Source organism: Bacillus sp. FSL W8-0848 (assembly GCF_038007805.1).
Taxonomy (GTDB): domain Bacteria; phylum Bacillota; class Bacilli; order Bacillales; family Bacillaceae; genus Bacillus; species Bacillus glycinifermentans.
In genome coordinates this window covers 2,397,171-2,412,111 of record NZ_JBBOYB010000001.1, presented here as the reverse complement: position 1 = coordinate 2,412,111, position 14,941 = coordinate 2,397,171, and the positions used below count along the sequence as shown (strand labels likewise).

The following is a 14,941-nucleotide window of genomic DNA, read 5'->3' as shown; positions in this document are numbered from 1 at the left end:
GAAACCCTCCTATTGGCTGATTGCTTGCTTTAATGCTTTGATCGATATTCTGATGCCAGCTTCCGGTGACATCGTAAGGTCTTCCATTTCCAAAGAAACTTCACCATCATAACCCGTCATTTTCACGACCGAGAAAAATTCTTTCCACCACTGCAAATCTTGTCCGCATCCGACAGCTACATAATTCCACGCCCGATTCGCCGTATCAGTCACTTCCTTTGTTTCTAACACACCGTTTACGGCAGATAAATATCTTTCAATTCTGACATCTTTTCCGTGGACATGATGAATGGCCTCGCCCAGTTCTCTTGCAGCGATGATTGGATCTGCCCCCATCCATAATAGGTGGCTCGGATCAAGATTCAGCCCCACCATCGAGCCAACCGCGTTTCGAAGCCGAAAGAGAGTCTCGGGATTATAGACTAATTGTGAGCTGAAATTTTCCAGCGCGATTTTTTCAACGCCGCAGCTTTCCGCTTTTTTGACAAGCTCTTTCCAGTAAGGGATCGCGACTTCTTCCCACTGGTAGGTTAAGATATCTTTTAAGACAGGCGGCCAGCTCACCGTGTATGTAATCCAGTTCGGCGTATTGTCCTCAGGGCTTCCGGCCGGCAAACCGCTCATCATGATGACTTTTTTGATGCCTAATAATCCTGCAAGCTCCATCGTTTTTTCTGTGACTTCCCTGTGCTCTTTGCCGAGTTCTCCCGGATCTAAAGGATTTCCCGAGCAATTTAAGGCGCAAAGCGTCATATTCCGTTTTTCCAGCGTCTCTGCGAATTCGCGCCTTTTATCGCTGCTTTGCAGCAGTTCATCGAGATTTAAGTGGGGCGCAGGCGACCAGCCTCCGGCTGTCATCTCCAGTGTATTAATTCCAAGCTCTGCGGCTGCGTCCAGCATTTCATCAAAAGGTAAATGTCCTAAACTGTCGGTTACATAAGATAGTTTCATTGAAATTCCTCCTTGGATTTTTTGATCGGCCTGGCGAACGGCAGGCGCCTCATATCGATCATCCCTCCTCTGTGATTTGTAATCGCTTTCTTTTTAAGATTATAAAGTAATGAAATTTGTCTCGTCTTTATCAGATAGAGACATTCTTTTGTCGTTTCAGGACATCATTCTTTCAAATCATAATTTGCCGGCGTGAAATACGGTCATTTTTGATTCCTTGTAAAGCGACCGAAAAAGCCCGGGGGAACTTCCGATCTTGGCGGCAAAGACACGCGTGAAATAGTGGACGGTAAAACCGATTTCTTCCGCGATCTCTTTGATCGATAAATCCGTTGTTTTCAGCAATTCAGCAGCTTTGACGATTTTTTCGTTCTGCACGAATTCCGAGTAGCTGACGCCGAGCTCTGCCGAAAATAAACGGGACAAGTGCCGTCCTGAGATATGAAAGTGGTTTGCGACATCTTTCAGCTTTAATGATTGTGACAGGTTGTCTTGAATATGCAGTTTAACCTCAGTCAGCAGAGCTGAAGTTGTTTGAACGGGCTGCTTTTGCTTCGAATGATGGGCAGAGGGGAGTATGGTTTGAATTAGTGACAGGAGTAAAGCCTGCGACAGATTTTCCAGGATCTCTTTGCAAAAAAACTTTACAGGCTGCGCCGCTTGCAGCATTAATGTTTTCCAAAGCATGCACGGGGCTTCTTCATCTTTTGCAGATAATGCAACAATCCCGGTTTGTTTAATTTCCTCTATTACTTTAATCCATTCAGTGCTTGATCTATCTTCGTTTAACTCAAAAGCGACATAAAGAATGGACAGCCCGGTCTCGCTTTTGATTTGGTGCAATATTTCCGGCCTTGACATAAAAATCGCATTTTCCTTCAGCGGATATTGATAACCGTGCTCGAGATAATAGCCGTCTCCTTTTATCACATAACAAATTTCAAAAAAAGAATGCTTGTGAACGAGTGTATGATAGTGATTTGGCATAGCTCCCCAATAGTGGACGAAAAATGAAGCGCCGTCAGGCTCTAAGTGATGCACATATTGATTTAAAGCTGTTCTGCCTGAAACAAGGTGATTCACATTCATGCAAACGCCTCCTGTTCCCTTTAGTTGTCGTTTTTCTCATCATACCAAGACGTGTAAAAATAAAACATCCCTATTGTAGCGGCAAAGGTGAGATGTAGGGAGGACGGAGTCTTCAAAAACTGAAGCTTTATTTCAATCAGGAATTTTTCCGTCTCTATTAAACAAAAATTGAGATATATAACTAATAATTGACAACGCTTTCACGCTGGCTTACACTTAGTTTAATGAGTAAACAAAGTGTAAGCATTAGAAGAAAATAAAGACAGACCTCCAGATTGGGCAGAGCCAAAATCGAATTGTATGCTCCGCATAAAAAGGTTTGGTACCTATCGAACATGATTCGGCATGCAGCAAATAAGGTTTCCCATCCTCCCTGGTTCGCATGCAATTCTAATTTCTCTGAAAATTCAAAAGTATGGAAAGGCAAACAGGGGGTGGTGCAGAAGCTGTCTATTTCAAAAGTCAAGGCGGCTTGTCCCATGGCATTCAACTGTTAGTGGCATTTGCAGTTTTGTTCCTGTGACCAAAAGCTTTTTAGGGAGGAAAGAATAATGGCTAGCGAAACCCTTGAAAAAATTAGTATGTTTGAAAAATCCGGCTATGCTTCCGGAGATTTAGCATGTAATTTAATTTACACGACGGTTTCAACGTATCTTTTATTTTTCTATACCGATGTTTACGGTTTGTCAGCAGCCGCTGCCGGGACGATGTTTTTAGTTGTTCGGATAATTGATGCGCTTGCCGATCCTTTTATCGGAACAATAGTAGACCGGACAAACAGCAAATTTGGGCGTTTTCGGCCGTATCTGCTGTTTGGTGCGTTTCCGCTTTCAGTACTTGCCATCCTCTGTTTCACAACCCCGGATTTCTCAGATACAGGAAAATTAATCTACGCTTATATTACGTATGTCGGCTTATCTCTCACATATACGACGATCAATGTTCCATACGGCGCACTAACTTCCGCGATGACTAGAAATAACCAGGAGGTCGTCAGCATTACCTCTGTCCGGATGGTCTTTGCCAATCTTGGCGGACTCATCGTATCTTTTTTTGTTCCTTTACTTTCAGCTTATTTAGGTGATACGACCGGAAACAAAGCACTGGGATGGCAGCTGACAATGAGCATGTTAGGCATTATTGGCGCATGTCTATTAATCTTTTGTTTTAAAAGTACAAAAGAACGAGTAACTCTGCAAAAGCCTGAAGAAAAGATTGAATTTTCCGATATATTTGAACAATTTGGGGTTAACCGTCCATTAGTTGTTCTCAGCATATTCTTTATCATTATCTTCGGCGTCAACTCTATAAGCAATTCTGTCGGAATATACTACATGACGTACAACGCAGGCAGAGAAGACCTTGTCAAATGGTATGGCTTGCTCGGAAGCCTGCCTGCTTTGGCCATCCTGCCGTTTATACCACGAATCAATAAATGGCTCGGAAAGAGGAAGCTATTAAATACCGCTTTATTACTCAATATCGTACCGCCGAGCAACGTGTTTCTGGTGCTCTTCTTTCGCGTCATTGCCGCAGTAGGAAGTGTGACAGCCGGGGGGTATATGTGGGCGCTTATTCCCGAAACAATTGAATATGGGGAATATAAGACCGGAAAACGTTTGAGCGGATTGATTTATGCCATTATCGGCTTCTTTTTTAAGTTTGGCATGGCTCTCGGCGGGGTCGTTCCGGGACTGATATTGGACAAGTTCGGCTATGTTGCAGGGCAGGCCCAAACTCCTGAAGCATTGACCGGAATATTAATAACGACAACCGTTGTTCCTGTTATTTTTCTTATCTTAGCTATGATCGACATTAATTTCTACAATTTAAGCGAAGAAAAATATGCAAAAGTCGTACGCGAATTAGAGAATAAGGATAAAGTTACTTGGACAATATGAATGAATCTCGTGAAACCGCCCTTTCAAAACGATATTTTAGGAGGAAAGAGGATGAAAATTATCAATCCGGTGCTTAAAGGTTTCAATCCCGATCCGAGCATATGCAGAGTCGGCGAGGATTATTATATTGCTGTATCTACCTTTGAATGGTTTCCAGGCGTGCAAATCCATCATTCAAAAGATTTAGACAACTGGCATTTGATTGCACATCCATTACAGAGGATTTCACAATTGGATATGAAAGGGAATCCCGACTCAGGCGGAGTATGGGCGCCTTGTTTAAGCTATGCCGACGGAAAGTTTTGGCTCATCTATACGGACGTAAAGGTTGTCGATGGGGCCTGGAAAGATTGTCATAATTATTTAGTCACTTGCGAAACCGTTGATGGCGATTGGGGGGAGCCGATTAAATTAAATAGTTCCGGTTTTGATGCTTCTTTGTTCCATGATACAGATGGAAGAAAATATTTATTAAATATGATGTGGGATCATCGAATAGGCCGCCATTCATTTGGAGGCATTGTGATGCAGGAATATTCCGCAGAGGAAAAAAGGTTAATCAATCATCCGAAAATCATTTTTAAAGGTTCGGATATCAAGCTGACTGAAGCGCCTCACCTTTATCATATCGGAGATTATTATTATTTATTGACAGCAGAAGGAGGGACAAGGTACGAACATGCCGTTACGATGGCCCGGTCAAAACATATCGAGGGGCCGTATGAAATCCATCCGGATAACCCCATTTTAACGTCTTGGCATGACCCGCGAAATCCGTTGCAAAAGTGCGGTCATGCATCAATTGTCCAAACACATACAGATGAGTGGTATTTAGCTCATTTAACCGGGCGCCCGATCCGCCCTGATGATGATTCGATTATTCACCAAAGAGGATACTGTCCGCTGGGAAGAGAAACAGCGATACAAAAATTGGAGTGGAAAGACGGATGGCCTTATGTAGTTGGGGGAAAAGAGGGGAGTCTTGAGGCCGACGCGCCCCGGATACCTGAAACTGCGTTTCCTGCGACATATCCAGAAGTTGATCAATTTGAAGATTCGACATTAAATATTAACTTTCAGACCTTGCGGATCCCGTTTACGAAAGAATTAGGCTCATTAACCGAAAGGCCGAACCATTTGCGCTTATTTGGCCATGAATCGCTGACATCGAAATTTACCCAGGCGTTTGTCGCAAGGCGCTGGCAAAGTCTCCGTTTTATAGTGGAAACTGCTGTTGAATTCCGTCCGGAGAGCTTTCAGCAAGCGGCGGGTTTGGTGAATTACTACAACACCGAAAACTGGACGGCCCTTCAAATCACTTATGATGAGGACCTTGGGCGAATGCTGGACCTCACGATATGTGATAACTTTTCATTTTCACAGCCGATAACAGATAAAATCGTTATTCCCCGCGACATCCAATATGTTTATTTAAGAGTAAATGTTGAACAGGAAACATATTATTACTCGTATTCCTTTAACAAGGAAGACTGGCATATCATTGAGATCATGCTGGAATCGAAAAAGTTATCAGATGATTATGTCCGCGGAGGAGGGTTCTTCACAGGAGCTTTTGTAGGAATGCAGTGCCAAGATACAAGCGGAGCGAATAAGCATGCCGATTTTGCCTATTTTATGTATAAAGAGGTGTGAATGAAAGGATTAACGACCGTTTGTAAAGTCCAGTGAGATTCTGGCTAAAATGTCTTGCTATAAATTCATTATTTTGGGAAACGTGTTTTAGGCAGTGAAATCCGATCGATACAATCAGGATCTGTAAATCAGGGGGGCTGTCCTAAAAGTTCATAAGAACATGGCCTTTTGGACAGCCTTTTTCCTGAAAAAGGAACAGAAAAAGCGCCCAATCAAGGCGATTTTTTGTCTAACCAAAGGGTGTTTATAAGCAGTGTAACATGAATCAACTCATTTTTCTGACGAATGAATACAAAAATCTGGTGAATCAGCTTGAAGCGCGTCGAAAAAGGCACCTGTATGATCATCAGAACACACATCGCCGCACCGCATTATCATGAGAAATTTGATATTCATGAAGAAATTCTTCCGCAAAGCGTTCGGCTGCCCGAGCGGGCGGTGTGCAAGCTGTTGAAGCAGAGGGGAGGCCCTCTTTTTTTATTGTTTTTGCATGCCATTAATAAAGAGGTCTTCTAAAGCAAAACCTGCGATTTTCTTTTGAATTTAAACATCCGAATTCAAGGGGAAAAAGGGATTTTTTTGATCATTATTAAAATTCACACTTTACAGGTAGGTATTATGTGAATTATATTAAATATTAAAATGTAAGTTATTTTTCATCAAGTCTTAAGAAAGAACCGATTAATTAAAAAGGGGATGATCTGGGTTGCCTTTAAAAGCAGGAATTGATCAGTATGTGTTGGATAAGGTTAAGGTTTTACTGGAGAGTCTGGAATATGGAACGGTTCAAATCACCGTTCATGATTCACAAGTGACGCAAATCGAAAAACTGGAAAAACACCGTTTGCCATTACAAGCAAAAACAAAAATACATCAGAAGAACGCCAGGTGATAAAAAAATGAATATGCTCCGATCGGACCACCGAAGGGCTCCTGTTAGTTTACCGTTCACTGGAAGAAGAACAGTAACTAAGAGGACTTTTTTATTTTTAAAAAGGGAACGAGGAGAAAGAAATGGGACATCCAACGATTTATCCGACAGGAGGGACTGTGTTTCATCCTGAAAAAGCAAGCAGCGGCTATACCGTATGATGTCGTCCAAGATAGGATGGGATGGGAAGCCGAGAGCGGGTAACGATAATGAATAAAGGGGGAGAAACCGGATGACGGTTCAAACGGAGGAAATTACGATTAAGCCGGTATCAGGAAGAATCGGGGCTGAAATCAAAGGGGTAACATTAAGCGGGGATTTAGATTCGGCTGCGCTTCACACGCTCAAACAAGCATTAGCCGATTACAAAGTCATATTTTTGAAGGGACAGCATCATTTAGATGATAAAGGCCAGGAGGAATTTGCAAAGTTGCTTGGGGAACCGTACGTTCATCCAACGGTTCCTGTAAAAGAAAAATCCAACTATATTTTCGAGCTTGATTCTGACAGCGGTGCAAGAGCAAACCATTGGCATACCGATGTCACATTCGCGCCGGAAGTCCCGAAATATTCGATCCTCAGAGCGGTGATCATTCCAAAGGTTGGCGGAGATACCGTTTGGGCCAATACAAATACCGCTTATGAAGAGCTTCCCGGGAGTCTCAAAAAACTGGCCGATCAATTGTGGGCGATTCACACGAATGAATTCGATTATGCATATACCAGATCAGAAGACTTGCCTGATGATGAAGCGAGAAAAAGGCGCCGGGCGATATTCGAATCCACCATTTTTAAAACGAGGCATCCGGTTGTTCATGTACATGCCGAAACAGGTGAAAAACACCTTCTGCTGGGCGGCTTTGCAGGAAGAATCGAAGGCTTTACAACGGGCGCCTCAGAAAGGCTGTTAAGCATCTTTGATGACTATGTCACGCGGCTGGAAAACACGGTTCGCTGGCAATGGACTGAAGGCGATGTAGCGATTTGGGATAATCTCGCCACTCAACACTACGCGGTCGCCGACTATGATGAACACCGTGTCGTACGGCGGGTGACTGTAGGAAAAAGTGTACCGGTGAACATAAAAAATGAAGCAAGCTCACTGATCGGTAAAAAATGAAGATTCAGTGTTTAGAAAAAAGAGGCTGGATTTGTCCAGGCCTCTTTTTAATCTTTCAAATTTTATCCTTTTTCTGCAACACATCCGGTAAAACTCATCATTATACGTTACCTAAAACATTTATAACCGGGCTGGAGGAATGCTTTGAGGAAAGTTGAAGACATTTTCTGGATCATACTTGGCTTTTACCCGGGTCAATCGCTCGAAGTTGCCGCCATAGTATGCTCTAGGCCAGTTCTTGATTGCAAGATCAGGCGTATTCACGTACACTCCCTCGGTAAAGGGCAGCATCGCCTGCCGGAAATCCTCCACCCAGCGGATGCCGAGGGCAGCTTCTTCCTGTGTATTCCATGTAGAAAAAATAGACATATTCGATAAAGCCTTTCTGTAGAAGTAGGCTGTAGCATCTTTTGGCACTCTGGCCACGGCGCCGCCCAATCCGTGGAAAAAAACCGTCACTGAGGTGGTAGGCGGTTTATCAATAAAGCGCCTGATCGTTGTGATGGCCTCATCTGGCAGCGGTTCATTCACAAAGGGTCCTACACTTTTGAAGGGCAAGGGAGAATCAGGCTGGGTGTCCGCTATCCGTTCAACTGCCTCAAGCCAAGGCATCTCTTCAATAAATACCTGTTGCGGCGAGCCTGTGTGAAGCAGAGGCTGCAGCAATTGCCGCAACTTTGCAGCTGAACCAAGGTAGACGCCCTGCATCAGCAGCAGAGACTCTCGCCCTGATGTTATGGTAAGGAGAGGAGTAAGCTTTTCATCGGAGTTCGGAAATGTATACTTCTGCCAGACACGCAGCACCTCTTCCATATTACCCAAGTCCCAGTTTATGCTGGCGTAGGCAACTGTTTCAAGATGATGTGTCCGGAAGCGGAAGGAGGTACAAATGCCAAAATTACCCCCTCCGCCGCCCCGCGAAGCCCAAAACAGGTCGCTGTTCTGAGTGGCATTGGCTCTTATGACCTGACCATTAGCATCGACCATTTCGAGTTCAAGCAAGCTATCGATCGTCAGTCCCCACGGTCGTGACAGACTGCTCTGACCTCCACCAAGAGTCAATCCGGCAATTCCCGTAGTCGGACAAAGTCCGCCCGGCACCACCAGTCCCTCAGGTCCAAGAATCAGTTATAAAGAATAGTCGCGAATTCCGGTTTGTACAGTGACTGTCCCTCTCTTATAATCAATCTCTACCCGGGTCATCTCACTAACATCGATAACGATGCCGGCGTCAACGACCGACAACCCCTCATAGCTATGGCGGCCGGATCGTATGCGTATGGGCACATCCCGATAACGCGCCCAGCGGATGGCGTTAACAATGTCCCGAGTCTCTCTGGCGAAGACGATGACAAGAGGGAATTTATTGAAAAAGGTGTTGAATTCCCTTCGGGCCGAATGATACCCCGTTTCACCGGGTACAACGATCCGTCCTGTTAATTCCGGCTCCTTTTCCCGCCGAACAGATTTTTTTTCTGTGCTCAATCCTACCACGTCCATTCTTTTCATTAGACTTAACACCGTTTGCAAAAATGCTTGTGAAAATGTATGCCAGTTTGGAAGAAAGTATGCGGCTTATGAAAGCGGGCTGAATTTAAATTCGAAAAAACTGGCACGGATCTTGCATCATATTCTTGTAGAGTGAGATATGAGGGAGGATGCAATGATGTGTTGAATACTTCGTAAAATGAAAGCGCTTTTTTAAGTCGTGCCGTTCCAGCCGTTTATGACCAACAATTTTTCATAAGGGGAGTATGAAGATGTCACCAACTAAGGAGAAGGGATCCTTAAATCTGTTGCATTCCACACAAACGATTATAAAAAGAGCCTTGCGCAAATTGGGCTATTCCGAAGAAGTATACGAACTGATGAAAGAACCGATCCGCACATTGACTGTCCGGATTCCGGTCAAAATGGACAATGGGTCTGTCAAGGTGTTTACCGGATACCGCTCTCAGCATAATGATGCGATCGGGCCGACAAAGGGAGGAGTAAGGTTTCATCCTGAGGTGAACGAAGACGAGGTGAAGGCGCTGTCCATTTGGATGACTTTAAAGTGCGGGATTACCAATCTTCCGTACGGCGGGGGAAAAGGCGGCATTGTGTGTGATCCGAGAAGCATGTCTTTCGGTGAATTAGAGAGGCTCAGCCGCGGATACGTCCGCGCCATCAGTCAGATTGTAGGACCGACAAAAGATATCCCGGCTCCTGATGTTTATACCAATTCGCAAATTATGGCCTGGATGATGGATGAATACAGCCGTCTCAGAGAATTTGATTCCCCCGGCTTTATTACGGGAAAACCGCTCGTTTTGGGAGGTTCGCACGGTCGCGAAACCGCCACAGCCAGCGGAGTGACCATATGCATTGAGGAAGCGGTGAAAAGAAAAGGCATCTCTTTAAAAGGGGCCCGCATCATCATTCAAGGCTTCGGCAACGCAGGCAGTTTCATTGCAAAGTTTATGCATGATGCCGGAGCGAAAGTTATCGGCATTTCGGATGCATATGGAGCGCTTTATGATCCGGCCGGTCTTGATATCGAATATTTGCTTGACAGACGCGACAGCTTCGGCACCATTACGAAGCTGTTTACAGACGTCATCACAAATCAAGAATTGCTGGAAAAAGAATGCGATATCCTTGTACCGGCCGCCATTTCCAACCAAATTACAATGGACAATGCGCATCATATTAAAGCGAAAATCGTCGTTGAAGCAGCTAACGGACCGACAACGCTTGACGCCACAAAAGTGCTGAATGAAAGAGGTATTCTGCTTGTCCCGGACATTTTGGCAAGCGCAGGCGGTGTCACGGTTTCGTACTTTGAATGGGTGCAAAATAATCAGGGGTACTACTGGTCAGCCGAAGAAGTCGACAGGAAACTGCGCGAAGTTATGGTCAATTCATTTCAAAATATCTATCAAACTTCTCTTACCCATCAAGTGGATATGCGTTTAGCGGCATATATGGAGGGGGTTAGAAAAATAAGCGAGGCTTCGCGCTTTAGAGGTTGGGTATAATGATTCGTCGGCCGCAGCAATCATGCGGCCGATTTTTACGCAATGGGTGCAAAAAAATTTTTCGTTATTTCTGCAAAAAATAAGGCAATTTGCAATTTATTTTGCATCTATTTGCTCCGTGTACCACGCCATTTTCATGTTTTTTCTGGGAAAAATGTCACGAAAACTAGCGATTTTTCAGACAGGCACAAATATTGCATCATTATGATGTGAAAATATCAAAGGAGGTGCCATTTATTCAAAAAATAAGCGGCAGAAGGCGCGGTTACTTAAAAATCACAATGTATTGAAAAATGGAGGAGCATGTTATGTATGAACAAATCAACGGGATGACATTGGAAGAAAAAACTGAAACACTCACAAGATTTTTGGTCAGCATAAAAAGTTTGAACGGAACATCCGGTGAGAGGGACATAGCTGATCATATTTCACAGATACTGAAAAGCTTTCCTTATTTCCGAAAGCACCCGGAACGGGTATGGGAGCAGCCGATTCCAGGTGACCCGCTTGGCAGGAAAAATGTATTTGCGCTTGTAACGGGCAATCATCGAAGTGAAAAAACCGTTATATATCATGCACATATAGACACGGTCGGCATTGAAGATTTTGGGATTCTAAAGGAGCATGCGCTCGATCCGGATTATCTCGTCAACTATTTTTCCAAATATGAATTTAATGAAGACGTCAGGCAAGACGCTTTGTCGGGAGACTGGCTGTTCGGCAGAGGCTCTGTTGATATGAAAAGCGGGATCGCTGTTCATTTGGTCAATATTTTATATTTTACCGAGCATCTTGATGAGCTGCCGGGACATATTTTATTTATGGCGAATCCTGATGAAGAAAGTCAGCACGCCGGGATTATATCAGCCGTTTCCGAATTGAAGCGATTGAGAAACGAAAGACAATTTAACTATCTGGCCGCCATCAACACAGATTTTATCACACCGCTATACGATGGCGATGACACGCGCTACATATATACAGGCGCTGCCGGAAAGCTCCTGCCGTGCTTTTATATTTACGGCCGCGAGGTTCACGTGGGGGATACACTGGCAGGCATTGATCCGAATTTCATCGCATCTGAACTGACAAACAGAATTCACAATAACATGAATCTCGCCGAAAATATTGAAGGAGAACTGACCCTGCCGCCGTCCTGTCTGTATCAGTGGGATAATAAAGAAACGTACAATGTTCAGACTGCCCTAAGCAGCTATTTATATTTTAATTACTTCATCTATGAAAAAACCGCGAAAGAAATCATGGATCAACTGCATGAAGTGGCGCTGGAAGCGTGTGCCTGCACAGAGAAAAAATTATCGGACTATTATGACGATTTCCTTATGCGAACCCACCTGCCGAGAAAGGACATATCGTGGAACATTCGAGTCGTTACACTGGAAAATTATATTCAGGAATTGAAGCAAAAGGGGGCGGATCCCGATTCCTGCATAAAGAAAACGCATCAGAAATTTGAGCATCTGGAGCTGCGAATGAGGTGCTTTAAAGTTGTCGAAGCCCTGCAAAAGCTCGATCCGGAGCAATGTGCGAAGGTCATACTATTTTATGCTCCGCCGTATTTACCCCATAACTATTTAAGAGAGGAAGACGCCCGCGACCGGCAATTGCTGAAGGTTGTAAAGGAAGCCTGCGAAGAGATGGCCGCAAAAACAGGAGAAACATTTGCATATCAAAAATTCTTCCCTTATTTAGCGGATGGAAGCTTTCTGTCATTGCATGAAACGAATGAGGAAATTGCTTCATTTATACGAAACTTTCCCGGATGGGAGACGATCGGGACGATTCCTTTCGAAGATATTCGTCAATTAAATATTCCGTCAATTAATATGGGGGTTTACGGAAAGGACGGGCATAAATGGACGGAGAGAGTGTACAAGCCTTATACATTTAAGGTGCTTCCGGAGCTGATCAGAAAAACGTCGGTCCATTTGCTTCATGGGTTGTACAAATTGAATACTGATGGAGGGATATCATGACAGAACAAAAGGGATACAACGAATTGCAACGCACGATGAAAAGCCGCCACCTTTTTATGATCGCTTTAGGCGGCGTAATCGGCACAGGACTGTTTTTGGGCTCCGGGTTCACCATTAGTCAGGCAGGTCCGGGCGGAGCGATTTTGGCTTATATGTTGGGCGGCTTTTTAATGTATGTGGTTATGCTGTGCCTTGGAGAGCTGGCAGTGGCACAGCCGGTGTCAGGATCGTTTCAGTCGTATGCCGCGACATACATAGGGCCTTCCACGGGCTTCATGATCGGGTGGCTGTATTGGTTCAGCTGGGCCAATACAGTAGGACTGGAATTCACGTCAGCAGGAATTCTTATGCAGCGCTGGTTTCCGGAGGTGCCTATTTGGGTTTGGTGTTTAACCTTTGGGGTTGTGATTTTTTTCATTAATGCATTGTCGGCAAAAAGCTATGCCGAAACCGAATTTTGGTTTTCAAGCATTAAGGTTGCGGCCATTGTATTATTTATTGTAATCGGGTGCGGAGCGATTTTTGGCTTGATCGGATTAAAGGGAGGAGAGCCGGCTCCTTTTTTCTCTCGTTTTACAACTGACGGAGGGCTGTTTCCCAACGGCTTGCCTGCGGTCCTTTTTACGCTTGTGATGGTGAATTTTTCATTTCAGGGAACTGAGCTAGTCGGCATTGCAGCCGGAGAAAGCGAGAATCCAGAAAAAACATTGCCGCGTTCCATTCGAAACGTCGTGTGGCGCACGTTATTTTTCTTTGTTTTGGCCATGTTTGTATTGGTTGCGATGCTTCCGTATCAGACGGCGGGTGTCGTAGAAAGTCCGTTTGTCGCCGTACTCGATAAAGTCGGGATTCCCTATGCTGCTGATATCATGAATTTTGTCATTTTAACAGCAGTTTTGTCTGTCGCAAATTCAGGGCTGTATGCCGCATCCAGAATGCTGTGGTCGCTGTCTAAAAGCGGGATGGGGCCCAAGCGGCTAACGCCGTTGTCTAAAAAAGGAGTGCCGCTTCGCGCATTGCTGGTGACCATTACAATTTCGGGATTTTCATTGCTGACAAGCGTTGTAGCTGCGGAGACGGTATACTTGTGGCTCATCTCGATTTCAGGAATGGTTACCGTTGTCGTCTGGATGTCGATCTGCGCTTCGCAATTTTTCTTTAGGAGGCGCTTTATCGCCGGGGGAGGTGATGTGAAATTACTTACATTTAAGACGCCATTTTATCCGGTCGTTCCGATTCTCGGATTTGTTTTATACGGAGCCATATTGATCAGCCTCATTTTCATACCTGATCAGCGAATCGGACTCTATTGCGGGGTGCCGTTAATCATCTTCTGTTATGCGTATTATCATCTCGGCATAAAAAAACGGGTAAGAAGCGGGACTGGACATAGAGAAATAGATCAAGCCCAATAGAAATCTATCGAAAAAGGGAATGTATATGAAGTATAAAAGAAAAACCCCTCATTGAGGGGCTATCATTATGCCGCTGTCGTATTTGTCTTGTCTTTTCTAACAAGTCCCATGATGCCAGGGATAATCAAAAGAACGGCAGGCAATATATAGAACATAGAAATAGAAATCACTCCGCCAATACCGGAAATGATAAGCAAAACTCCGCCTACTTTAGGCTTGCTTTTCACAACGATAGAGGCTACAATGCCGAGGATTGAAAAGAAAATGGCTCCCCAGCCCAATCCGATAATTTCGCTGCTTCCGTTAAAAGTGGCATCAATACCGCCGATAAACAAAGCGAAGATCGCTCCAAAAAATCCGAAAATACCGCCGATTAAACCTAAAACAAATTCAGTTGTTCTTTTCATTCTATCAATCTCCTTACTTAACTGGTACAGCAAATGCTGCAGTTTTATTTTTTATACGGCTTCAGTTGTTCCGTCATCAAGGTTTTCGCTATCCATGTTGTTCATGCTTAATGCAACCCTGATCTTGTCGGCAAACATTTAAAATCGAATTGGCTATAATTGCGTATCTCCGCTGCCGCAGTGCTTGATCAGGATAGAAGTTCCATACCTTGACAATCGTATCTTTCAATGAAGATATATCAGTTGACGGAGCGACAAGATGAATTACATTTGATACCTCCCCATTCATTATTCGTATGTACGTCTTTTATCATAGGATAAAAATCATGACATTTCAACAGGGTATTACCAGTTTTAAGATAGATTTTATCGGCGATTGGACACGATTGGTACATGGAAAGTTGCGAAATTCATTGGCACAACTGACCTTTAAGGCCTGTCGCCAACCGAAAAGACG

The 14,941-nt window shown here is 44.2% G+C and carries 11 protein-coding genes and 1 pseudogene; 8 read left to right on the top strand and 4 right to left on the bottom strand.

The genetic code is table 11. The features are described from left to right. Window positions 1–9: 9 nt before the first annotated feature. Window positions 10–951: a sugar phosphate isomerase/epimerase family protein gene (locus tag NSQ39_RS12585; protein WP_046131524.1), complete on the bottom strand. Its 942-nt coding sequence runs from the start codon at window positions 949–951 to the stop codon at window positions 10–12. Window positions 952–1,128: 177 nt separating this feature from the next. Further along, window positions 1,129–2,040 carry a helix-turn-helix transcriptional regulator gene (locus tag NSQ39_RS12580; RefSeq protein WP_175075612.1) on the bottom strand — a complete coding sequence of 304 codons (912 nt, stop codon included), beginning with the start codon at window positions 2,038–2,040 and terminating at the stop codon, window positions 1,129–1,131. Window positions 2,041–2,591: 551 nt separating this feature from the next. On the opposite strand from NSQ39_RS12580, the gene NSQ39_RS12575 reads away from it, so the two are divergent. The 5 genes from NSQ39_RS12575 to NSQ39_RS12555 all read left to right on the top strand — a co-directional run bounded on the left by NSQ39_RS12575 (window position 2,592) and on the right by NSQ39_RS12555 (window position 7,645). After that, on the top strand, window positions 2,592–3,941 hold the full coding sequence (locus NSQ39_RS12575) for an MFS transporter (protein ID WP_046131526.1): 1,350 nt from the start codon (window positions 2,592–2,594) through the stop codon (window positions 3,939–3,941). A gap of 51 nt (window positions 3,942–3,992) precedes the next feature. Further along, on the top strand, window positions 3,993–5,594 hold the full coding sequence (xynB, locus tag NSQ39_RS12570) for a xylan 1,4-beta-xylosidase (RefSeq protein ID WP_046131527.1): 1,602 nt from the start codon (window positions 3,993–3,995) through the stop codon (window positions 5,592–5,594). Window positions 5,595–5,933: 339 nt separating this feature from the next. Further along, window positions 5,934–6,110: a hypothetical protein gene (locus NSQ39_RS12565; protein WP_197672603.1), complete on the top strand. Its 177-nt coding sequence runs from the start codon at window positions 5,934–5,936 to the stop codon at window positions 6,108–6,110. Window positions 6,111–6,300: 190 nt separating this feature from the next. Next, the gene (locus tag NSQ39_RS12560) at window positions 6,301–6,486 is read left to right on the top strand and encodes a YezD family protein (protein WP_046131529.1); all 186 of its coding nucleotides are present in this window, start codon (window positions 6,301–6,303) and stop codon (window positions 6,484–6,486) included. A gap of 271 nt (window positions 6,487–6,757) precedes the next feature. Next, window positions 6,758–7,645, top strand: coding sequence for a TauD/TfdA dioxygenase family protein (locus NSQ39_RS12555; protein WP_175075610.1), 888 nt, complete (start codon window positions 6,758–6,760; stop codon window positions 7,643–7,645). A 120-nt stretch (window positions 7,646–7,765) separates the two neighbouring features. Here NSQ39_RS12555 and NSQ39_RS12550 read toward each other — a convergent pair. Continuing rightward, a pseudogene (locus NSQ39_RS12550) lies at window positions 7,766–9,145 on the bottom strand (FAD-binding oxidoreductase). Window positions 9,146–9,405: 260 nt separating this feature from the next. Here NSQ39_RS12550 and NSQ39_RS12545 point away from each other — a divergent pair. The 3 genes from NSQ39_RS12545 (at window position 9,406) to NSQ39_RS12535 (ending at window position 14,077) form a co-directional block, all read left to right on the top strand. Beyond that, complete coding sequence (locus NSQ39_RS12545; protein WP_082094124.1) at window positions 9,406–10,665, top strand: Glu/Leu/Phe/Val family dehydrogenase; 1,260 nt, start codon at window positions 9,406–9,408, stop codon at window positions 10,663–10,665. A gap of 308 nt (window positions 10,666–10,973) precedes the next feature. Continuing rightward, window positions 10,974–12,662, top strand: coding sequence for a M20/M25/M40 family metallo-hydrolase (locus tag NSQ39_RS12540; RefSeq protein WP_046131533.1), 1,689 nt, complete (start codon window positions 10,974–10,976; stop codon window positions 12,660–12,662). Next, window positions 12,659–14,077 (top strand): amino acid permease, encoded by a 1,419-nt coding sequence (locus NSQ39_RS12535; protein WP_175075608.1) that lies wholly within the window; start codon window positions 12,659–12,661, stop codon window positions 14,075–14,077. Before NSQ39_RS12540 ends, NSQ39_RS12535 begins: the two co-directional genes overlap by 4 nt. Window positions 14,078–14,142: 65 nt before the next feature. On the opposite strand, the gene NSQ39_RS12530 is transcribed toward NSQ39_RS12535, so the two are convergent. Further along, window positions 14,143–14,484 (bottom strand): DUF4064 domain-containing protein, encoded by a 342-nt coding sequence (locus NSQ39_RS12530; RefSeq protein WP_046131535.1) that lies wholly within the window; start codon window positions 14,482–14,484, stop codon window positions 14,143–14,145. Window positions 14,485–14,941: the final 457 nt, after the last annotated feature.